Genomic DNA, 21338 nt, shown 5'->3' with positions numbered 1-21338 from the left:
TGACCTGATGGGCAGTTAGTCAGTGAGTTATCGTGTACAGGGGGTAAAAACAGGCGGCACGGTCTGTCGAGTTCCAGCCCAGGAGAGTTCAGCCGATGGCGAGGCAGCTACGCGCCGAGCAGACCCGCGCGACGATCATCGGTGCCGCGGCCGACCTGTTCGACCGTCACGGCTACGAGTCGACCAGCCTCAGCGAGATCGTCGCCCACGCCGGGGTCACCAAGGGCGCCCTGTACTTCCACTTCGCGGCGAAGGAAGACCTCGCCCACGCCATCATGGAGATACAGTCCCGCACCTCCCGCCGGCTGGCGAGGGACCTGGACGGGCGGGACTACTCCTCGCTGGAGGCGCTGATGCGTCTCACGTTCGGCATGGCCCGGCTCTGCGAGGAGGGGCCGGTGCTGCGGGCCGGGCTGCGGCTCGCCACCGCGGGGGTGCCGGTACGGCCACCGCTGCCGCACCCCTTCACCGAATGGCGGGAGATCGCCACGTCCCGGCTGCTGAACGCCGTGCGGCAGTCCGACGTGCACCCGGACATCGACGTCGACTCCGTCGCCCACACCCTCGTCTGCTCCATCGTCGGCACCCGCGTCGTGAGCGGCACCCTCGAACCGGCCGGGCGCCAGCCCCGCCGCCTCGCCGAGCTGTGGTACATCCTGATCCGGGGCATGGTCCCGGTGACCCGGCGCGCCCGCTACCTCACCCTCGCCTCCCGCCTGGAACGGGAGACGGGCGCGGCCTGACGGGTACGGTGACGTGCATGCCCGACACCCCGTCCGTGCCCGCCCCCGTCATCCTCGGCAACGAACCCGGGTCCTTCCCGCACGGCGTGCTCGCCGAGCGGCACCCCGCCATCGTGCGGCAGGTGCGGGACGCCTTCCCCCTCGATCCCGAACGGCGCCACGCGCTCGACGCGCTGCTCGCGAGCTGCGCCGACGGCGTGGTCGAGCCGCTGCCCGCCGACGCCGACCCCACCGGACGCGACCGGCACCGCTGGGCCGGCTGGGGCATGGACGCGTACGCCGGCCGCTCTTGGTACGACGTGCCCTGGCTGTGGGCCGAGAGTCACTTCTACCGCCGGCTCCTCGACGCCGTCGGCTACTTCGGCCCCGGCTCCTGGCAGGGCGTCGACCCGTTCCGGCCCGCCAAACTCGCCGAACTCGACGCGCCGGAGACGGACGAGGAACTCGCCGCGCTCGACGGCCTCGACGAACTGCCCGCCGACGAGCGGAGCCGGGCCCTGCTGCACGGCTCCCTCTGGGGCAACCGCGCCGACCTCGGCTTCCGCCTCTCCGACCGGGGCGCCGACACCGAGGGCGGGGCGGAGGCACTCGTCGCCGACGACAGCGACACCCTCTGGTCCCTGCTCCCGGCCCCCGGGACGGGCGCCTCGCGGCAGGGCCCGGCCAGCCTGTGCCTCGTCGCCGACAACGCCGGCCGTGAACTGGTGCCCGACCTGCTCCTCGTCTCGCACCTCCTCGCCGAGGGCCGCGTGGACCGTGCCGTCCTGCACGTCAAGCCGTATCCGTACTACGTCTCCGACGCCACGCCCACCGATGTGCTCGACGCCCTGCGGCGGCTCGTCGCCGCGGGCGGTACGGCGGCCGTGTACGGCGAGCGGCTCTGGACCGCGCTGACCGACGGCCGCGTCACCGTCCGCGCCCACCCCTTCTCCTGCGCCCCGCTGCCGTACGCGGACATGCCCGGCGACCTGCGCGAGGACTTCGCCGCGGCCACCGTGACCGTCCTCAAGGGCGACCTGAACTACCGGCGTCTGGTGGGTGACCGGTGGTGGCCGCCGACCACCTCCTTCGCGGACGTCACCGCGTACTTCCCCGGCCCGGTCGCCGCGCTGCGCACCCTGAAGTCCGACGTGATCACCGGACTCGACGCGAAGACCGAGGCCGCGCTGGAGGCGAGCGGCGAGCGGCGCTGGCGGACGAGCGGGACGCACGCGCTGATCCAGGCCAGGTGCTGAGGGAGTACCGAGGGAGAAGTTCCCGCATTTCGGGCCGATTCACGCGATGGTGTGATCATGTGCCGCCCGGTGGATGCCTCCGGAGGGCCATGGGTAGTGCCCGGCCATGACGCAACAGCCCTTCCAACTCCCGCACTTCTACCTGCCGCATCCCGCGCGGCTCAACCCGCATCTCGACGAGGCCCGCGCCCACTCGACGACGTGGGCGCGCGAGATGGGCATGCTGGAGGGCTCCGGGGTCTGGGAGCAGTCCGACCTCGACGCCCACGACTACGGCCTGCTCTGCGCCTACACCCACCCCGACTGCGACGGGCCGGCGCTCTCCCTCATCACCGACTGGTACGTGTGGGTCTTCTTCTTCGACGACCACTTCCTGGAGAAGTTCAAACGCAGCCAGGACCGCCTCGCGGGCAAGGCCCACCTGGACCGGCTCCCCTTGTTCATGCCGCTCGACGACGCCACCGGGACGCCCGAGCCGGAGAACCCGGTGGAGGCCGGTCTCGCCGACCTGTGGACCCGCACCGTGCCCGCGATGTCGGCCGACTGGCGCCGCCGCTTCGCCGTCGCCACCGAGCACCTGCTCAACGAGTCCATGTGGGAGCTGTCCAACATCAACGAGGGGCGCGTCGCCAACCCCGTCGAGTACATCGAGATGCGCCGCAAGGTCGGCGGCGCCCCCTGGTCGGCCGGGCTGGTGGAGTACGCGACCGCCGAGGTGCCCGCCGCCGTCGCCGAGTCCAGGCCGCTGCGGGTGCTCATGGAGACGTTCTCCGACGCCGTGCACCTGCGCAACGACCTCTTCTCCTACCAGCGGGAGGTCGAGGACGAGGGGGAGCTGAGCAACGGGGTGCTGGTCCTGGAGACCTTCTTCGACTGCACCACCCAGGAGGCCGCCGAACTGGTCAACGACGTCCTCACCTCCCGGCTGCACCAGTTCGAGCACACCGCGTTCACCGAAGTGCCCGCCGTCGCCCTGGAGAACGGCCTGACCCCGCCGGAGGTCGCCGCCGTCGGCGCGTACACGAAGGGCCTGCAGGACTGGCAGTCCGGCGGCCACGAATGGCACATGCGCTCCAGCCGCTACATGAACAAGGGCGAGCGTCCGACGGCCGGCTGGCAGGCGCTGACCGGTCCCGGCACCTCCGCCGCGGACGTAGGCGCGCTGCTCGCCGCGGCGGTCGCCCAGCGGGCCCGGCCCTACACCAACGTGCCCTTCCAGAAGGTCGGCCCGTCCGTCATCCCCGACATCCGCATGCCCTACCCGCTGGAGCTGAGCGGCGCCCTGGAGGGCGCCCGGCGGCACCTGTCCGAGTGGTGCGCGAGGATGGGCATCCTCAGCGAGGGGGTCTGGGACGAGGACAAGCTCGCGAGCTGCGACCTCCCCCTGTGCGCAGCCGGCCTCGACCCGGACGCCACCCAGGACCAGCTCGACCTCGCCTCCGGCTGGCTGGCCTTCGGCACCTACGGCGACGACTACTACCCGCTCGTCTACGGCCACCGCCGGGACCTCGCCGCCGCCCGGCTGACCACCGCCCGCCTGTCGGCCTGCATGCCGCTCGACGGCGAGCCGGTCCCGCCGCCCGTCAACGCCATGGAACGCTCCCTGACGGACCTGTGGGTGCGCACGACGGCCGGGATGACGCCCGAGGAACGACGCCCGCTGAGGACGGCCGTCGACACGATGACCGAGGCCTGGGTGTGGGAGCTGTCCAACCAGATCCAGAACCGCGTCCCCGACCCGGTGGACTACCTGGAGATGCGGCGCGCCACCTTCGGCTCCGACCTCACCCTCGGCCTGTGCCGCGCCGGACACGGCCCGGCGGTGCCGCCCGAGGTCTACCGCAGCGGTCCCGTCCGCTCCCTGGAGAACGCGGCGATCGACTACGCGTGCCTGCTCAACGACGTCTTCTCGTACCAGAAGGAGATCGAGTACGAGGGAGAGATCCACAACGCGGTCCTCGTCGTGCAGAACTTCTTCGGCGTCGACTACCCGGCCGCCCTCAACGTCGTGCAGGACCTGATGAACCAGCGCATGCGGCAGTTCGAGCACGTCGTCGCGCACGAACTCCCCGTCGTCTACGACGACTTCCAGCTGTCCGAAGAGGCGCGGACCATCATGGACGGGTACGTCACCGACCTGCAGAACTGGATGGCGGGCATCCTCAACTGGCACCGGAACGTCCCGCGCTACAAGGCCGAGTACCTGGCGGGGCGCACCCACGGCTTCCTCCCGGACCGGATCCCGGCCGCGCCCGTGCCCCTGCAGACCCCCGTGCCGAGGAGCAGCCCCGCCCTGACGCCCTGACCGGCGTTCAGTCTCACTCTTTCGTGGCTCGTCACGCGCCGGTGCGCCGGGTAGAGCACCTGCCGGAGGCGATCCATGGAACAGACAGCGTTGCGTCCCAAGCCGATGCCCGGCCGGGACCCGGGGCCCGGCACCGAGCCCGACACCGCCCGGCGTCCCCATGCCGGGCGCCGGCGCCGCCGGCGGCTCGTCACCCTGCTGCTCGGCGTGCTCGGCGCGGCCGTCCTCCTCCTCGCGGGCGTGGGGCTCGGCACGGTGGGTGCCACGGTGATCGGCATGAGCAAGCTGGCCGAACTGCAGCAGCAGGCCGGGCCGCAGGGGCCGGACGGGGCCGGAGGAGACGGAGGGGGAGCCGGGACGGGGACGGACACGCGGGCCGCCCCGGCGAACCCGTCGGCCGGTGCGTCCCCCGCCCCGGCACCGGCCGGCGCGACCCTCGGCGTCGAGGCCGTGGACGACGAGAAGCCCGGGGCCCGCGTCGTGGGCGTCCACGTGCCGGGCCCGGGGTACGCGGCGGGCCTGGTGCGCGGCGACGTACTGCTGACGTTCGGGACGACCCGCGTCGACTCGGCCGCCGACCTCGCCCGCGCCGTGGCCCGCGCCAGGCCCGGCAAGGAGGTCACGCTCACCGTGCGCCACAGGAGCGGCGGCTACCAGCAGCTGACGGCCGTACCGGGTGTCGTCACGTGACCGTACGGAAGTGGCTCGTGAGCCGTCCGGCGTCGTCCAGCACGTGGTAGGCCAGTCCGACCGGCGCGTCCCGGTCCGCGACCTGCTCGCCCTCCCAGGGCAGCCGCAGGGTCCACGTCACCCCGGGACCCACCACCAGCGGCCGCCCGGCGAACACGGTGGCGGCGGGCGTGTGGGCGTGACCCGTGATCAGCCCGGCGACTCCCGGCCTGCGTTCCAGCAGCGCGGCCAGGCGCTCGGGGCGGCGCAGCGGGTAGGAGTCGGGCAGGGGGTGGTGCAGAGGCGTGGGCGGGTGGTGGAAGGCGAGCAGGGCCGGAAGGCCGTCGTCGAGTCCGTCGAGCGACGCCTCGATCCAGCCGTACGTCTCCTCGTCCAGCTCCCCCTCGTCGCTGCCCGGGACGCTGGAGTCGCACATCAGGACCGCGCCGCCGTCGAAGACGTGCAGGCCGTTGACCGGGCCGTCGGCGGCGGGACGGCCGAGCAGGGCCTTGCGGTAGGGGGCGCGGCTGTCGTGGTTGCCCGGGCAGGTGAGCACGGGAAACGGCGCGGAGCCGTCGCGCAGTCCCAGGACGCGGGCGGCCTCCTCGTACTCCGCCTCCGTGCCGTGATCCGCGACGTCCCCGGTGACCAGGAGCGCGTCCACCCGCCCCGGCAGCCGCCACAGTCGGTCGCGCACCCGCTCGGCGCGCTCCGTGGCCCGCGGGCTTCCGTCCAGGTGCAGATCGCTGATGTGCGCGAGTACGAGCACGGTGTCGGCCTCCTCCGGGCGCCCGGACCGCGACGCCCCCGATGCTAATGCTTGCATGGCATCAAACCATTAGTCGTGAGGGTCGATCAATGCCAACCGGCTCGCGTCGCCCCCGTCCCGAGGGCAGGATGCTGCCCGTGGTCCCTTCACTCTTCCGCCCCGGGAGGCCCGGATGACCGGCAGCAGGCCCGCCGCTTCTTTCACCGCCGACGACTACCGGGCCCGCATGGAGCGCGCCGCACGTGCGGCCGCCGATGCCGGGCTGGCCGGACTGCTGGTGGCCCCGGGCCCCGACCTGGTGTGGCTCACCGGCTACGCGCCGACGGCGGACACCGAACGGCTCACCCTGCTCGTCCTCGCCCCCGGCCGTGACCCGGTGCTCGTCGTCCCGACGCTCGAGGCCCCCGACGCCGAGAAGGCGGCCGGCGCACCCGCCCTGACCCTGCACGACTGGACCGACGGCAAGGACCCCTACGCGGCCACCGCCGCCCTCCTCGACGGAGCCGGACGGTTCGGCGTCAGCGACAACGCCTGGGCGATGCACCTGCTGGCCCTCCAGCGCACCCTGCCCGACACGTCGTACGCCTCCCTCACCGAGGCGCTGCCGATGCTCCGCGCCGTCAAGGACACGGCGGAGCTGGAGTTGCTGGCGGCGGCGGGCGCGGCCGCGGACGCCGCCTTCGAGGAGATCCGGAAGGTTCGCTTCGGCGGACGCCGGGAGTCCCAGGTGGCCGCCGACCTCGCCGAGCTGCTGCGCCGGTTCGGGCACTCCCAGGTCGACTTCACCATCGTCGCCTCGGGACCCAACGGCGCCAACCCGCACCACGAGGTGGGTGACCGTGTCATCGAGGACGGCGACATGATCGTCCTCGACTTCGGCGGCCTCAAGGACGGCTACGGCTCCGACACCTCCCGCACCGTCCACGTGGGCGAACCCACCGACGAGGAGCGCCGGGTGCACGACCTGGTCCGCGAGGCGCAGGAGGCCGGGTTCCGGGCGGTGCGGCCCGGCGCGGCCTGCCAGGACGTCGACCGGGCCGCCCGCGCGGTCATCGCCGGCGCCGGATACGGCGAGTACTTCATCCACCGCACCGGGCACGGCATCGGCGTCACCACGCACGAACCGCCGTACATGATCGAGGGCGAGGAACGGCCCCTGGTGCCCGGCATGTGCTTCTCCGTCGAGCCCGGCGTCTATCTGCCCGGCCGGTTCGGGGTACGCATCGAGGACATCGTCACCGTCACCGAGGACGGCGGCCGGCGGTTCAACGACACCACCCGGGAGATGGTCATGGTCGAGTGACCGGCGACAGACGGACCCCGAACGCCCCGGCAGACCCGGAAGACGACGGCGCGAGATGACCCAGGCACCGACACCCACCGCGGACACCGTCCGCCGACTGGTCCGCTCCCTGCTGGGCGGGAGCACGGAACCCGACGTCCGGCCGGTCGCCGAGGGCGTCGAACCCGACACGTGGTGGGTCGGCACCCGCCACGTCCTGCGGCTGGCCCCCGACCGGGAGACCGCGGTGCGCAGACGCCGCGAACTGCGCCTGCGCGAACTGGTCCGGCCGTACGTCCCGGTCGCGCTGCCGGCCAGCGTGGCGCACGGCGAGTGGGCACCGGGCCTCACCTACACGCTGGACGCCAAGGTGGCCGGCGGGTCGGGCGAGGACCACGACGTGTCCGCCCTGGGCGAGGCGGACCTCGCCGCGGTGCTCACCGGCCTGCGCGAGGTGCCCCTCCGCCAGGCCGAGACGCTCGGTGTGCCGCGGGCGGCCCCGCGTCCCCTGGAGAGCCTGCGGCAGTCCGCCGAGCGTGCCGCCCGCCGCCTCGCCGCCGCCGACGAGTTCGACGCCGCGCGGCCGGAGCGGCTCACCCGGGAGGCGACGGCCCAGCTCGGCGTCCAGCCGGGCACGGTGGTCCTCGTCCACCACGGGCTGACCGGCGGACACCTCGTCGTCAGCGCCGACGGCCGGGTACGAGGCGTCCTCGGCTGGAGCGACGCGGTGCTCGGCGACCCGGCCGAGGACATCGCCGGGCTCGCCCTGTCCGTCGGCTCACCGGCCGCCGTCCGCGCCGCCACCCTCGCCGGCTACGGCGCCCGGCCCTGCCTGCGCGGCCTGTGGCTGGCCCGTTGCGACGCCCTCGTCCAGCTCGCCCGGGCACTGGACGACCGCACCGGCGCGCCGCTGTCTCCGCCCCTGCTCAGGACCCGGCTGCGACGAGCCTGGGAACCGATCCTCCTGGAACGCGTGACGGAACTGCGCGACGACGGCCCAAAGGACGCCACCTGAGCGAGCCGCCACCGGAGCGGCCCCCGGTCCGGCAGGGGCCCCCGCGCGGGGCCCGTCGGTCTCCCGCGCGGGGCGCCTACGGATTGGGGGTCCGCCTCACTCCTGCACCAGCACCACGCTCGACTCGCCCGGCACACGCAGTATTCCGTTCGTGCCCGGGCCCTCCACCGGTTCCCACGCCGCGAGCACGCGCGCGGGGCGGTTGCCCAGGGGGATCGCCGCCGGTTCGGTGCCCAGGTTGACGGCCACCCGGATGTCGCCGCGCCGGAAGGCCAGCCAGCGTGCCGTGACGTCGTACGCCACCCTGGTGTCGGCCAGGTCCGGGTCGGTCAGGTCCGGCTGCTCGGCGCGCAGGGCGATCAGCCGCCGGTACCAGTCCAGTACGCGCGCGTGCGGCTCGCTCTCCGGCTCCGACCAGTCGAGGCAGGAACGCTCGCGCGTCACCGGGTCCTGCGGATCGGGCACGTCCTCCTCCCGCCAGCCGTGCGCGGCGAACTCCCGCCGCCTGCCGCTGCGTACCGCCTCGGCGAGCTGCGGATCGGTGTGGTCGGTGAAGAACTGCCACGGCGTGCCGGCCGCCCACTCCTCGCCCATGAACAGCATCGGCGTGAACGGCGCGGTCAGCGTCAGCGTGGCCGCGCAGGCGGCCAGACCGGGGGACACCAGGGACGCCAGGCGGTCTCCCTGGGCGCGGTTGCCGACCTGGTCGTGGGTCTGGCTGTAGCCGGTCAGCCGGTGCGCGGCGACCCGGCCGCGGTCCAGCGCACGGCCGTGCGAGCGGCCCCGGAAGCTGGAGTACGTGCCGTCGTGGAACCAGCCCCGGGTCAGCGTCTTGGCGAGCGCCGCCAGCGGATCGCGCGCGAAGTCGGCGTAGTAGCCCTGCGACTCCCCGGTCAGCGCGGCGTGCAGCGCGTGATGGAAGTCGTCGTTCCACTGCGCGTGCACACCCAGACCGCCCTCCGCGCGCGGGGTGATGATCCGCGGGTCGTTCAGGTCGGACTCGGCGATCAGGAAGAGCGGCCGGTCCAGGTCGGCCGCCAGGTCGTCCACGGCGGTCGACAGCTGTTCCAGGAAGTGGCACGCGCGCGTGTCGACCAGGGCGTGCACCGCGTCCAGGCGCAGTCCGTCGACCCGGTAGTCCCGCAGCCACGCCAGCGCGCTGTCCACCAGATACGCCCGCACCTCGTCGGAGCCGGGCGCGTCCAGGTTCACGGCGACACCCCAGGGCGTGTGGTGGGTGTCGGTGAAGTACGGGCCGAAGGCGGGCAGGTAGTTGCCGGACGGACCCAGGTGGTTGTGCACCACGTCCAGGACCACGCCGAGGCCGAGGTCGTGCGCCCGGTCGACGAACCGTTTCAGCGCCTCGGGCCCGCCGTACGGTTCGTGCACCGCCCACAGCGAGACCCCCTCGTACCCCCAGCCGTGCCGCCCGGGGAAGGGACACAGCGGCATCAACTCGACGTGCGTGACGCCCAGCCGCACCAGGTGGCCGAGGCGTTCGGCGGCGGCGTCGAGCGTGCCCTCGGGCGTGTACGTCCCCACGTGCAGCTCGTACAGGACGCCGCCGGGCAGCGGACGCCCGGTCCACGGGGCGCGCCACGCGTACCCGCCGTGGTCGACGACCGCGCTGAGCCCGTCAGGGCCGTCCGGCTGGCGGCGCGAGCGCGGGTCCGGCAGTACCGGCCCGTCGTCCACCGCGAAGCCGTACCGCGAGCCGTCCCGCGCCTCCGCCTCACCGCACCACCACCCCGGCCGTTCCGGATCGCGCTCCAGCGCGCGCGTGGCGCCGTCGCACTGCAACGCCACTCGGCCGGCCTGCGGTGCCCACACCTCGAACTGCACGGACGGTTCCCCTTCGTCTGCTCACCGTGATCAGGGCCTGCCCGGCGGATCATGCCGCAGACGCGGGATCTGGCACACCCATCTGCGGCGTTGTCGTCGGTGGCCAACGCTCCGCGTTGCCGCCCTCTCCGCCTTGCAGCTGGACGCACCAGACCCCGCTCACCGGCGTTGACGAGGTAGCAGCGTCTTTTCCGCGACCTGATCCGCCGGGCAGGCCCTAGCCCCACTCATGGTCCTGCAAAAAAGATCGTTCCGCTGGGGATTGCCCCGGCTCGCGGCGAGTGTCGTGCCGCACGCGCGCGGGGGCGGCCCGCCGTTCTCCCGTTTTCTGGACACCCCGGCCCCGCTGACCGACAATCAGCTGCGTGACGTCGTCCTTCGAGTTCCACACGTACCCCGCGCGGTTGTCGGACGCGGAGCGCGACAAAGCGCTGAACGTGCTCCGGGACGGCGTCGCCATGGGGCGCCTGTCGCACGACACGTTCATCCGCCGGATGGAGCTGGCGCTCGCCGCCCGCCGCCTGGAGGAGCTGGCCGCGCTCACCGCCGACCTGCGCACCGAGAGCCGGCTGTCGCGGATGGTGTTCGGCACCGTCGAGGCGGTGTCCGGGTTCGGCGTACGGCTCGGCCGGGCGTGGCGGGCCGAGCGGCTGCCCAAGCTGCTGCTGCCCCACCCCGGCGGCGGTCATCCGCTGCGCATAGGGCGCGACCCGGCGAGCGGGCTGCGGCTGAGCCACGAGACGGTCTCCCGGGTGCACGCGGAGCTCAGCCGACAGGGCGGCATGTGGGTGCTGCGCGACCTGGGCTCCACCAACGGCACCACGGTCAACGGGCGGCGGGTCATCGGCGCGGCCGTCGTCCGCGAGGGCGACCAGATCGGCTTCGGCCGGATGGCCTTCCGCCTGGCAGCGAACTGACGGGCCCGGATCCTCTTTGCTTTTCGCGGTGTTGACGTACCCCCCAACTCGTGACTGACTGTGCGTACACCGCGCACACCAGGTGAACCGACGGCCCGCTTCGTGGAGGTGTGCCCTGCCGCCCCTCCTGCGCTACCCGACCGTGGACGAGCTGGAGGCCCGGGCCGCCGCATTCGTCGCCCGGCATCCCCGGCACGCCCGGCTGCGCCGTGTCGGCACCTCCCGCGCGGGCCACCCGCTGCTGCTGCTCTCCGTCGGCCACGGCAGCCGCCAGGTCCTCGTCGTCGCCGGACCCCACGCGAACGAACCCGTGGGCGGCGCCACCACCCTGCGGCTGGCCGAGCGGGCCGTGGCCGACCCCCGGCTCACCGAGGGCGCCGACGCCACCTGGAACCTGCTGCTGTGCGTCGACCCCGACGGGCTGCGCCGCAACGAGGGCTGGCTGACCGGCCCCTACACCCTCGGCCGCTACGCCCGGAACTTCTTCCGGCCCGGCTTCCTGGAGCAGCCCGAGTGGCTGCCCGACGGCCCGGACCGCGCCACGCTGCCGGAGACCCGCACCCTGCTCGCACTCCAGGAGGAGCTGCGGCCCTTCCTGCAGTGCTCCCTGCACGGCGTGGACGTCGGCGGCGGCTTCGTCGAGCTGACCGACGACCTGCCGGGCCTCGCCCAGCGCGTCTCCCACACCGCCGCCCGGCTCGGCATACCCCGCGAACTCGGCGCCTACGACACCCTGTACTGGCCCGACCTGGGACCCGCCGTCTACCGCATCCCGCCGCCCCGCCGCGGCGACTTCACCGCCGCCATCACCGAGGCCGCCGTCGACTCGACGTGGTGCCACCCGCGCCGCTACGGCACCGTCACCGCGGTCGTCGAGGCGCCCATGTGGGGCGTGGCGGCCGTGGCGGACGGCTCGCCCCCGGTCGACCGCGACACGGTGCTGCGCACCGTGAGCCGCACCCTGCGCCACGACACCCGGCGCCTGCACCGCGTCCTCGCCCGCCTCAGGCCCCACCTCGCCGCGGTACCGGAGGCGGCGCACCTGCTCGCACCGGTCGACGACTACCTGCTGGTCTGTCCCCGGCTCGCCGACGCGTGGGACCCCGACACCGACGACGGCACGGGCCGCTCACTGCCGCCGATGAACACGTCCCACCTCGTCGCGCTGCGGCTGGCCGGACGGCGCCTGTCCCTGCGGACCGCGGGGCTGCTGCACCAGCTGGTCACCCGTACCGGGGGTGACCCGGCGGGTGTCCTGCCCGAGCTGGACCGGCTCGTCGACGAGGGCTGCGCCGACTACCGCGACGGCTGCGCGGCGCACTGGATTCCGGTCGGGCGTCAGGTGGAGTACCAGACACGGGTCGTACTCGCCGCGTTCGAACTGGCCGGGCGGCGTTCCGGCGCGGGCTCCCGTTCGGGCGAGCCCTGCCGGGGGACCGAGGCCACGGTGCCCATGCACCGGGACTGACACCCCCGGCCTCCGTCAGTCCTCCGCTCCCTCCACCCGCTCCAGCAGCGCCACCGGCGTGTCGGCGAAGAGGTCCTCCACGCGCGCGTGCCCCGCGAATTCCCGCCCCGGCGCCAGCGCGTCGGCCCACCGGCCCGGCGGCAGCGGCAGCGTCGTGCCGCGCCAGCCTCCCGCTTCCGCCAGCCGCAGCGACAGCCGGGTCACGGCCGTCACGGCCTCACCGGAGCGGGCGAACGCCACGCAGTGCGCCGCCGCCGGGCCCTCGGCGGGCAGTGGCTCGTACGTCGCCGCGTCGCCGAAGGCGCCGGGCCGCCGTGCCCGCAGCGCCAGCGCCGCCCGCGTCACCGCCGCCTTCTCCCCGGCGCCCCCGCCCTCGCCCTCGGCCCCGGCGGTGGGGAAGTCCACCGCGCGGCGGTTGTCCGGGTCCACCAGCGCCAGGTACTCGTGCTCGGTGCCCTGGTAGAGGTCCGGCACGCCCGGCATCGTCAGGTGGACCAGGGCCGTGCCGAGGACGTTGGCCCGGATGTGCGGCTCGAGCGCCCTGCGGAGGGCGGCCACCCGGCCGCCCGGCGCGCCGCACGGCCCCGATGCCACGAACCGGGCCACCGCCTTCTCGTAGAAGGGCTCCTGCTCCGTCCAGCTGGTGTGCATCCCCGCCTCGCGCACGTGCTTCAGCAGTGCCTCCCGCACGCGTTCCTCGTCCGCCGGGCCCAGTCCGAACACCGTCTGCCAGGCCGCCCACGCCGCCTGCCCGTCCGGCAGACCCTCGCCCGTGCGGGGGACCTCCGCGGTCTCCGTGACCTCCGTCAGGGCGTCCGCCCACCGCGCGGGGCACTGGGTGAGCACCGCCAGCGCGGCGCGCACGTCGGCGCTGCGCTTGGTGTCGTGGGTCGAGACCACCGTGCCCGTGGCGGGCCAGTCGCGCTGCACGCGCGCGCAGTAGCCGTGGAACTCCTCCGGAGACACGGCCGGCCGGCCGGGGTCGCCGCCCACCTCCGTCGCCGACAGCAGCGGCACGTAGCGGTAGAAGGCCGTGTCCTCGACGGACTTGGCGCGCAGCGCGGACGCGGTCTGCGCGAACCGCGTCCGGAACTCCACGTGGTCGGGACCGTCCCCGTACCGCCCCAGCACCAGGCCCCGTACGACCTCGACGGCGCCGGCCTCCTCGGGCACCGCGAAGGCGAGGCGTGCCTCGGCCGCCGCCTCCTCGGTGACGACCGTCGCCGCGTCCACCGACGTGTACGGCCGGTACACCTCCATGCGGACCAGCAGTTCCCGCAGCGCCGTGCGCAGCGCCCAGGGCGCCCGGTCGCGCAGGACGGGATCCGGCGCGGCGACGCACAGGCGGTGCGCCACCCGGGTCAGCCGGTCCATCTCGGTGGCCAGCTCGTGCGTGAGCACCTCGTACGCCGCGCACCGCACCGTCGCCGCCCAGTCCCCGCCCCGGTCCGCCTGCGGGGCGGCGAACCCGCGGTACCGCCCCAGCAGTTGCCCGTATCCGGCGGGGTCCGTGAAGAGCCCGTCGACGTGCCGCAGGGCGTCGTAACCCGTGGTGCCGGCGACGGGCCAGGCGGCGGGCAGCCGTTCGCCGTCCGCGAGGATCTTCTCCACCACGGTCCACCGTCCGCCACTGGCCTGGTGCAGCCGCTCCAGGTACGCGTCGGGGTCGGCGAGGCCGTCCGGGTGGTCGACGCGCAGTCCGTCGATCACGCCCTCGTGCAGCAGCCGCAGGACCGTGGCGTGGGTGGCCTCGAACACCTCCGGGTCCTCCACGCGGACGCCGATCAGCTCGGAGATGCTGAAGAAGCGGCGGTAGTTCAGCTCGGTGCGGGCCAGCCGCCACCACACCGGGCGGTACCACTGCGCGTCCAGCAGCCGAGGCAGCGGCAGGTCCGCGGTGCCGTCCCGCAGTGGGAAGGCGTGCTCGTGGTAGCGCAGGACGTCGCCGTCGACCCGGAGGTCGCCCAGCACCTCGCCGACCGGGGCGCCCAGCACCGGCAGCAGCAGCCGCCCGCCCTGCGCCTGCCAGTCGATGTCGAACCACCGCGCGTACGGCGACTCGGGCCCCCTGCGCAGCACCTCCCACAGGGCGCGGTTGTGGCGCGGCGACATCGCCATGTGGTTGGGCACGATGTCCACCACCAGGCCCAGACCGTGCTCCCGCGCGGTGCGCGACAACGCCCGCAGCCCTTCCTCGCCGCCCAGTTCGGCGCGCACGCGCGCGTGGTCGACGACGTCGTAGCCGTGCGGCGAACCCGGGACCGCCTCCAGGACGGGAGACAGATGCAGGTGCGACACGCCGAGCGAGGCCAGGTACGGCACGGCCGCCGCCGCGGCCTCGAAGGGAAAGGCCGGCTGGAGCTGGAGCCGGTAGGTGGCCGAAGGGGACGAGGAGGAGTGGGCGGCGGCGGAGACGGGGGAGGCCGGGGACGGCACCGGGTCGGGTCGCTCAGGTGTCATGGAAACCTACGTACCCGCCCCGCCGCCTTTCCTGTCACCGGCCCCCTGCACGGGTGTAGGGGGCCGGTCCGGGACCGGTCCCTACACGGGGCGCTGCAGCACCGTCATACTCCGGTCGAGCAGGGTCAGCCGGTCCCCGGCCTGCACCTTCGGACCCGTGCCCGCGGGCACCCCTTCCGCCAGGGCGGTGTCGACGACCACCTCCCACTGCCGGCCGTGGTCGACCGGCACCACGAAGTCCAGCGGCTTCGGCGAGGCGTTGAACATCAGCAGGAACGAGTCGTCGGCGATGCGTTCCCCGCGGGCGCCCGGCTCGGAGATCGCGTTGCCGTTCAGGAACACCGTGAGCGCGGAGGCCCGCGCCGAGTTCCAGTCCCGCTGGGTCATCTCCGCGCCCTCCGGGGTGAACCAGGCGATGTCGGACAGCTCGTCGTGCGTGCCCTGCACGGGGCGCCCGTGGAAGAAGCGGCGCCTGCGCAAGACCGGGTGGTCCTTGCGCAGCCACACCATCGCGCGGGTGAAGCGCAGCAGCTCGTGGTCGTCGTCGGGCCACGCCACCCACGCCAGCTCGTTGTCCTGGCAGTAGGCGTTGTTGTTGCCCCGCTGGGTGCGGGCGAACTCGTCGCCGTGGCTGATCATCGGGACGCCCTGGGAGAGCAGCAGGGTCGCCATGAAGTTCCGCATCTGGCGCGCCCGCAGCTCCAGCACCGCCGGGTCGTCGGTGTCGCCCTCGACGCCGCAGTTCCAGGAGCGGTTGTGGCTCTCGCCGTCCCGGTTGTCCTCGCCGTTGGCGTGGTTGTGCTTGTCGTTGTAGGCCACCATGTCGTGCAGGGTGAAGCCGTCGTGGCAGGTCACGAAGTTGATCGAGGCCAGCGGGCGGCGCCCGTCGTCCTGGTAGAGGTCGGACGACCCGGTCAGCCGGGACGCGAACTCCGCCAGCGTGCGCGGCTCGCCGCGCCACAGGTCCCGCACCGTGTCCCGGTACTTGCCGTTCCACTCGGTCCACAGCGGCGGGAAGTTGCCGACCTGGTAGCCGCCCTCGCCCACGTCCCACGGCTCGGCGATCAGCTTCACCTGGGAGACCACGGGGTCCTGCTGCACCAGGTCGAAGAACGACGACAGCCGGTCCACCTCGTGGAACTGCCGGGCCAGGGTGGCCGCGAGGTCGAAACGGAACCCGTCGACGTGCATCTCGGTGACCCAGTACCGCAAGGAGTCCATGATCATCTGCAGTACGTGCGGGGACCGCATGAGCAGCGAGTTGCCGGTCCCCGTGGTGTCCATGTAGTAGCGGGGGTCGTCGGTCAGCCGGTAGTACGAGGGGTTGTCGAGGCCCTTGAAGGACAGGGTCGGGCCCAGGTGGTTGCCCTCGGCCGTGTGGTTGTAGACCACGTCCAGGATCACCTCGATCCCGGCCTCGTGCAGCGCCTTGACCGCCGACTTGAACTCCAGCACCTGCTGGCCGCGGTCGCCCCAGGAGGCGTACGCGTTGTGCGGGGCGAAGAAGCCGACCGTGTTGTAGCCCCAGTAGTTGCTCAGGCCCATGTCCACCAGCCGGTGGTCGTTGACGAACTGATGGACCGGCATCAGCTCCAGCGCGGTCACCCCGAGCCCCGTGAGGTGCTCGATGAGCGCCGGGTGCGCGAGGGCCGCGTAGGTGCCGCGCAGCTCCTCAGGGAGGCCCGGGTGCCGCATGGTCAGGCCCTTCACGTGGGCCTCGTAGATCACCGTGTGGTGGTACTCCGTCCGGGGGCGGCGGTCGTCGCCCCAGTCGAAGTACGGGTTGACCACGACCGACGTCATCGTGTGCGGGGCCGAGTCGAGGTCGTTGCGCCGTTCGGGTGCGCCGAAGTGGTAGCCGTACACCTCCTCGCCCCACTGGACCTCCCCGCTGATCGCACGCGCGTACGGATCGAGGAGCAGCTTGGCGCTGTTGCAGCGCAGCCCGCGCTCCGGGGCGTACGGGCCGTGCACGCGGTACCCGTACCGCTGCCCCGGCATCACGCCCGGCACGTACGCGTGCCGCACGAACGCGTCGCTCTCCCGCAGCTCGATCGCCGTCTCCGAGCCGTCGTCGTGCAGCAGACACAGCTCTACTCGGTCGGCGGCCTCCGTGAAGACCGCGAAGTTGGTGCCGGCGCCGTCGTACGTGGCACCCAGTGGATACGCCTCTCCAGGCCAGACCTGCATGAACACGACTCTTTCAGGTGTGGGGCGCCGGTGCGGACGCCTTGGCTCCGAGTCCCCCGGAAGTCTCCCCGAAAGTGAGGCGACCACCTAGCACGTACGTCCTCCTACCCACCCATGGGCGTTCTGCTCCGACCGCGCGCAGGAGGGATGCCCGGCCCCCTCCGCCGTACCCGGCCCACGTCACCGCTATGAATCCGCTCACTCCCCGGTGTGAGGGCGACCGGAACACGCTTGTGGATCAAGGATGTTGGTAAAACCGGCCCGTCCATCGGGCTGCACCGCGGACCGCTCCCGGAGTACCCTTCCTTGATCGTTGGGACGGGGTGTCCCCGGCAGTGACCGGGGGAGCGGAAGGCGGTACTCGGGTGGGCTCGGGAGGGCTGGAGCTGCCTCCTGGTGACGACGGTCATCAGGGGAACTCCACGGACGTCCCGCCCGGTGCGGTGTCCCTGGCGCGGCCCATGAACGCGGGCGCGATCGGTCCGGAGCTGGACTGGGACGCCGATGCCTGGCACGAGGTGCGCACCCGCGCGCAGCGGGCGGGCCGGGCCTACATCTGGCTGAACCTCGTCGAGCAGCGGCTGCGCGCGGTCGTGGCCGCCGTCCTGCGGCCGGTCTACGAACCGGTCCACGGCGACGACTGGGTGGTCGCCGCCGCCGGACCCGCCGGACAGGAGTGGGTGCAGCGCGCCGTCGCGGTCCGCGAGGTCAGCCGCCGCAAGGGCTATCTGCTCGACCCGGCCGACGACAACGTCCTCAGCTTCCTGACCCTGCCCCAGCTGCGCGAGCTGATGGTGCAGCACTGGCCCTGCTTCGAGCCCTACGTGGACGAGCGCCGCGACGTCGAACTGGCCCTGGACGAGCTGGAGGTCACCCGCAACGTCGTCTCCCGCAACCGGGCCCTGTCCGAGGCGGTCCTGAACCAGGCCGAACGGGCGTCCGCGCGGCTGCTCGAAGTCCTCGGCGCGGGCAGCGACGTGCCCTCCGCGCGCCGGCTGCCGGTGGACGCCGTGGAGGACCTGGTGGGGGACCGCTACGCCGACGTGGTCGCCGTGCACTCGGACCGGGTGCGGCTGCTGCGCCAGTTCCCGGCCGAGGACCTGTTCGGCAGCGCCCGCCGGGTGGACGCCCTCGGTATCGGCCTCAACCTGCTCGTGCAGAACTTCTCCGGCCGTCGCCTGCTGCGGATGGCCGAGGCCGGCGGCCGGGTGCGGCTGCTCTTCCTGAACCCGGCCTCCAGCGCGATCAAGCGCCGCGAGCGCGAACTGGGCATCAAGCGGGGCGAGCTGAGCCGCGCCGTGGAGATGAACATCCTGCACATGCGCCGGGTGCGCGCCCGGCTGCGGGACCCCGGCGCCTTCGAGATCCAGGTCTTCGACGAGACGCCCCGCTTCACGGCCTACCTCGTCGACGGGGACGGCGCCGACGGCATCGCGGTCGTGCAGTCCTACCTGCGCCGCACGCGGGGCATGGAGGCACCGGTCCTCGTCCTGCGCAACGGACGCAACGGCGGAAAAGTGGTGAAGTCGGACCAGCTCGACGAAGGCGGACTCTTCCCCACCTACCGTGAGGAGTTCGAGCTGATGTGGGCGGATTCGCGCCCGGTGTCGTGAACGCCGGACCCGGAGCGGCCGGAGGCCGGCCGGAAGGCCGGCCCGGCCTCGGCGCGGGCATAAGCGGAATGCGATCCTCTGATTGTCAGTGGCCCGTGGGAAGGTGGAGACCACTGGGGGAACGCACCACCAAGAAGGGGGACCGCCCATGGGCTGGCACCGGGAGCTGCTGATCGGCTTCGACCTGGAGACGACGGGCACCGATCCGCGCGAGGCGCGCATCGTCACGGGAGCCGTGATCGAGGTCAGGGGCTCGGAGCCGCTCGGCCGGCGGGAGTGGCTGGCCGACCCCGGCGTGGAGATCCCCGCGGACGCGGTGGCGGTCCACGGCATCAGCAACGAACGCGCGGCCGGCGAGGGCCGCCCCGCCGACCAGGTCGCGGACGCCATCGCCGGCGTCCTCGCGGACCACTGGAAAGCCGGCGTCCCGGTCGTCGCCTACAACGCGGCCTTTTATCCACTCACTTCAGCGGCGTCTCAGGCGTCTCATTCGGTAGCAGAGTGCCGCGTTCCGGCTCACGCCGGAGCGGGGGCCGAGCGATGAGCTGGATCACGGGGGCCTTGGTGGCCTTCGACCTGGAGACCACGGGTACGGACGTCGAGACCGACCGCATCGTCACCGCGGCGGTCGTGCGGCTGGAGCCGGACGGGGCCATCTCCGCGGAGCGGACCTGGCTGCTCAATCCCGGGGTTGCGATACCTGAACAGGCTTCGGCGATCCATGGCATCTCGACGGACCACGCCCGCGCGCACGGAACCCCGGCTTCGTCCGCAATCGAGGAAATCGCCGAGGCTGTCGCCGAGGTCCTGCGCTCAGGGACCCCTCTGGTCGTGATGAACGCGCGCTACGACCTGTCACTGCTGGACCGTGAGTGTCGGCGGTACGGGCTGGAGTCGATCAGTGAGCGACTGGGCGTCGTGCCCTCACCAGTCATCGATCCGTTGGTGATCGACAAGCACGTCGACAAGTATCGAAAGGGCACACGTGCCTTGCACGCGCTGTGCGCGCACTACGGTGTGTCGCTCGAGGACGCGCACGATGCGAGGGCGGACGCGGTGGCTGCCGCCCGTGTGGTACGCCGCATGGCCGAGAAGCACCAGCCCGTCGGGGCGATGTCCTTGACGGACCTGCATGACCTCCAGATCCGTGCGGCGGCCGCGCAGTCAGCCTCTCTGCAGGCATACCTGCGGCGGACTTCGAATCCGACGGCGGTCGTCGAGGCGGCTTGGCCACTCATCCCGCGCAGCCGATAGACGGGGCTGGGTCAAGACCCTCCGTGCGCGAGAGCCTGCAGGTGGGAGAGGGTTATTCGCCGTCGGGTGGGGTCGACGTCGAGGATCTTCACGATGAGAGGATCGCCGACCTGGATCACATCCTCGGGGCCGGTGACGGGTTCCTCGGACAGCTCGGTGTTGTGCACGAGTCCTTCGAGGCCGTCATCCCGGTCTTCGATGCGGACGAAGGCGCCGAACGGCACAAGGTTGGTCACGACACCGGTCACTACCTGGCCAACCTGCTGTATGAACTGCGGCATCGGGTCTGCCTGCAATGCCTTCAAGGACAGCGGCACGCGCTCTCTCACCATGTCGACGTCGAGTACTTCGGCTGAGATCTCCTGCCCGACGGTGACGACGTCGGATGGGTGATTGATGCGTCTCCAGGACAGCTCCGGAATGTTGATCATCGCGGTGAAGCCGCCGATGTCGACGAAGGTGACGCCGAAGTCGGCGATCACTGTGACCACGCCGGTGACGATCTGCCCACGGTGGAGAGTTTTCAGGAAAGCCCAGTCGCGGTCGCTGGGGGTCTGGTCAGTCCTCCACCGAGCCCGCAGGACGCCGTCACTGTCGGGCAGCACGGCGGTGAACAGCGGCTGGCGCGAGCCGACGTCCAGGGCCAGCGCGGCAGCTGCCCGAGCACCTGTCATGCGGGCGGCCAGTGCCTGGTACTCGGTTTCGTCGACGATTGTGCTGGTGATCGTCCCGCTCCCGTCTTCCCAGACAAGTTCCACCGGGCCTTCGGCGGGGAGCGTGGCGAGAACTGCATCGACGTCGGCGCACAGGTCCGGCCAGACGGTCAGCTTGGCGCGCGGGGTGAGCCTCGTGCGTACTGCGTCGAGGGTGTTCTCCGTGAGGCGGTGCCAGCGGGAGGCGTTGCCGACGTACCCCTCCTCGAGTATTGCTGCCTGTCGACTTGCGATGGACCAGCGCAAACGGGCCCAGAAGTCCTCATCGGCAGGTCGCTGTACGCCGGGCTCGTCGAAGTCCGCGTCGTAGGGCGAGGCGTCCAACTGCTCAGGGAAGAGACCAAGAGCCCGGGTGTGGGCAATGGCGCGCTCGCAGGACTTGTCGCTGCTGACGTAGACGTACTGGTCCCAACCGACCTGCACGACGAACTTGTCCCCCACCTCCAGACGACACCAGGCACCGTTGTCGCGGAGCATGACCCTGACCAACTCCAGACCATGGGAGAGGGACACCTCGGCACCGTCGTGGAACCCGCTGAGATCGGGTGGGAAGAGCCCGGCAAGACCGTGGCCGTCGATCGCCGGCTCCAAGCCGAAGTGGGCAAGGCCGGAGATCCCCGGCTCACGAATGGCCAGATGGTCGATGCCGGTGTCCTCGGCGAAGGCGGCAATTGCTTGCAGATAGGCAGCCTCGACCGGTCCGTGGTCGCTGGTCGAGTCCTCAGCGCCGATGTAGCTACCGTGCTCGTCGCGGTCGGCAGGGTCGTACTTGGTGATCCGGTAGACGAAAGGCGGCACGTTGCTCCCCGTGGTTGTGGACGATGCTCGCTCAGCGGTCGATCTCGTGATCGGGAGCGTAGGGC

At 72.5% G+C, this 21338-nt stretch carries 15 protein-coding genes and 1 pseudogene; 11 read left to right on the top strand and 5 right to left on the bottom strand.

What is annotated here, in order from left to right:
* Window positions 1-95 precede the first annotated feature (95 nt).
* The 4 genes from ABS735_RS26690 to ABS735_RS26675 all read left to right on the top strand — a co-directional run bounded on the left by ABS735_RS26690 (window position 96) and on the right by ABS735_RS26675 (window position 4973).
* The gene (locus ABS735_RS26690; RefSeq protein ID WP_373903716.1) at window positions 96-743 is read left to right on the top strand and encodes a ScbR family autoregulator-binding transcription factor; all 648 of its coding nucleotides are present in this window, start codon (window positions 96-98) and stop codon (window positions 741-743) included.
* 17 nt (window positions 744-760) lie between these two features.
* On the top strand, window positions 761-1978 hold the full coding sequence (locus tag ABS735_RS26685) for a damage-control phosphatase ARMT1 family protein (RefSeq protein WP_373903717.1): 1218 nt from the start codon (window positions 761-763) through the stop codon (window positions 1976-1978).
* Window positions 1979-2084: 106 nt separating this feature from the next.
* A complete protein-coding gene (gene cyc2, locus ABS735_RS26680) occupies window positions 2085-4283 on the top strand; it encodes a germacradienol/geosmin synthase Cyc2 (RefSeq protein ID WP_373903718.1) in 2199 nt (732 codons plus the stop codon).
* A 75-nt stretch (window positions 4284-4358) separates the two neighbouring features.
* The gene (locus tag ABS735_RS26675; protein WP_373903719.1) at window positions 4359-4973 is read left to right on the top strand and encodes a PDZ domain-containing protein; all 615 of its coding nucleotides are present in this window, start codon (window positions 4359-4361) and stop codon (window positions 4971-4973) included.
* Here the strand turns inward: ABS735_RS26675 and ABS735_RS26670 are convergent.
* The gene (locus ABS735_RS26670; RefSeq protein WP_373903720.1) at window positions 4966-5721 is read right to left on the bottom strand and encodes a metallophosphoesterase; all 756 of its coding nucleotides are present in this window, start codon (window positions 5719-5721) and stop codon (window positions 4966-4968) included. The two genes, ABS735_RS26675 and ABS735_RS26670, sit on opposite strands and share 8 nt — an antisense overlap.
* A 172-nt stretch (window positions 5722-5893) precedes the next feature.
* On the opposite strand from ABS735_RS26670, the gene ABS735_RS26665 reads away from it, so the two are divergent.
* Window positions 5894-7024, top strand: coding sequence for an aminopeptidase P family protein (locus ABS735_RS26665; protein WP_373903721.1), 1131 nt, complete (start codon window positions 5894-5896; stop codon window positions 7022-7024).
* Between the two features lie 55 nt (window positions 7025-7079).
* Window positions 7080-8018, top strand: a complete 939-nt coding sequence (locus ABS735_RS26660) for an aminoglycoside phosphotransferase family protein (RefSeq protein ID WP_373903722.1) — start codon at window positions 7080-7082, stop codon at window positions 8016-8018.
* A 96-nt stretch (window positions 8019-8114) separates the two neighbouring features.
* Here ABS735_RS26660 and treZ read toward each other — a convergent pair whose 3' ends face one another.
* The gene (gene treZ, locus ABS735_RS26655) at window positions 8115-9860 is read right to left on the bottom strand and encodes a malto-oligosyltrehalose trehalohydrolase (RefSeq protein WP_373903723.1); all 1746 of its coding nucleotides are present in this window, start codon (window positions 9858-9860) and stop codon (window positions 8115-8117) included.
* Window positions 9861-10225: 365 nt separating this feature from the next.
* Between treZ and ABS735_RS26650 the strand changes: the two genes are divergently transcribed.
* Both ABS735_RS26650 and ABS735_RS26645 read left to right on the top strand, forming a co-directional pair.
* Window positions 10226-10777, top strand: a complete 552-nt coding sequence (locus ABS735_RS26650) for an FHA domain-containing protein (protein ID WP_373903724.1) — start codon at window positions 10226-10228, stop codon at window positions 10775-10777.
* A gap of 142 nt (window positions 10778-10919) precedes the next feature.
* Entirely contained in the window at window positions 10920-12245 is a 1326-nt protein-coding gene (locus ABS735_RS26645) for a M14 family zinc carboxypeptidase (protein ID WP_373903725.1), read from the top strand.
* Window positions 12246-12260: 15 nt separating this feature from the next.
* On the opposite strand, the gene treY is transcribed toward ABS735_RS26645, so the two are convergent.
* Together treY and glgX are read right to left on the bottom strand one after the other, a co-directional pair.
* Window positions 12261-14705: a malto-oligosyltrehalose synthase gene (treY, locus tag ABS735_RS26640; RefSeq protein WP_373903726.1), complete on the bottom strand. Its 2445-nt coding sequence runs from the start codon at window positions 14703-14705 to the stop codon at window positions 12261-12263.
* An 81-nt stretch (window positions 14706-14786) separates the two neighbouring features.
* Complete coding sequence (glgX, locus tag ABS735_RS26635) at window positions 14787-16895, bottom strand: glycogen debranching protein GlgX (protein WP_373903727.1); 2109 nt, start codon at window positions 16893-16895, stop codon at window positions 14787-14789.
* A gap of 365 nt (window positions 16896-17260) precedes the next feature.
* Between glgX and ABS735_RS26630 the strand changes: the two genes are divergently transcribed.
* The 3 genes and pseudogenes from ABS735_RS26630 (at window position 17261) to ABS735_RS26620 (ending at window position 19762) form a co-directional block, all read left to right on the top strand.
* Window positions 17261-18508: an SAV2148 family HEPN domain-containing protein gene (locus ABS735_RS26630; RefSeq protein WP_373903728.1), complete on the top strand. Its 1248-nt coding sequence runs from the start codon at window positions 17261-17263 to the stop codon at window positions 18506-18508.
* Window positions 18509-18656: 148 nt separating this feature from the next.
* A pseudogene (locus tag ABS735_RS26625) lies at window positions 18657-18962 on the top strand (exonuclease domain-containing protein); the annotation flags it as partial.
* Between the two features lie 86 nt (window positions 18963-19048).
* On the top strand, window positions 19049-19762 hold the full coding sequence (locus tag ABS735_RS26620; RefSeq protein WP_373903729.1) for an exonuclease domain-containing protein: 714 nt from the start codon (window positions 19049-19051) through the stop codon (window positions 19760-19762).
* 11 nt (window positions 19763-19773) lie between these two features.
* On the opposite strand, the gene ABS735_RS26615 is transcribed toward ABS735_RS26620, so the two are convergent.
* The gene (locus ABS735_RS26615) at window positions 19774-21273 is read right to left on the bottom strand and encodes a S1 RNA-binding domain-containing protein (protein ID WP_373903730.1); all 1500 of its coding nucleotides are present in this window, start codon (window positions 21271-21273) and stop codon (window positions 19774-19776) included.
* Window positions 21274-21338 lie beyond the last annotated feature (65 nt).

The sequence above is a fragment of the Streptomyces sp. MMCC 100 genome, assembly GCF_041538145.2.
GTDB lineage: Bacteria > Actinomycetota > Actinomycetes > Streptomycetales > Streptomycetaceae > Streptomyces.
This window is presented reverse-complemented; position numbering and strand designations above follow the sequence as displayed.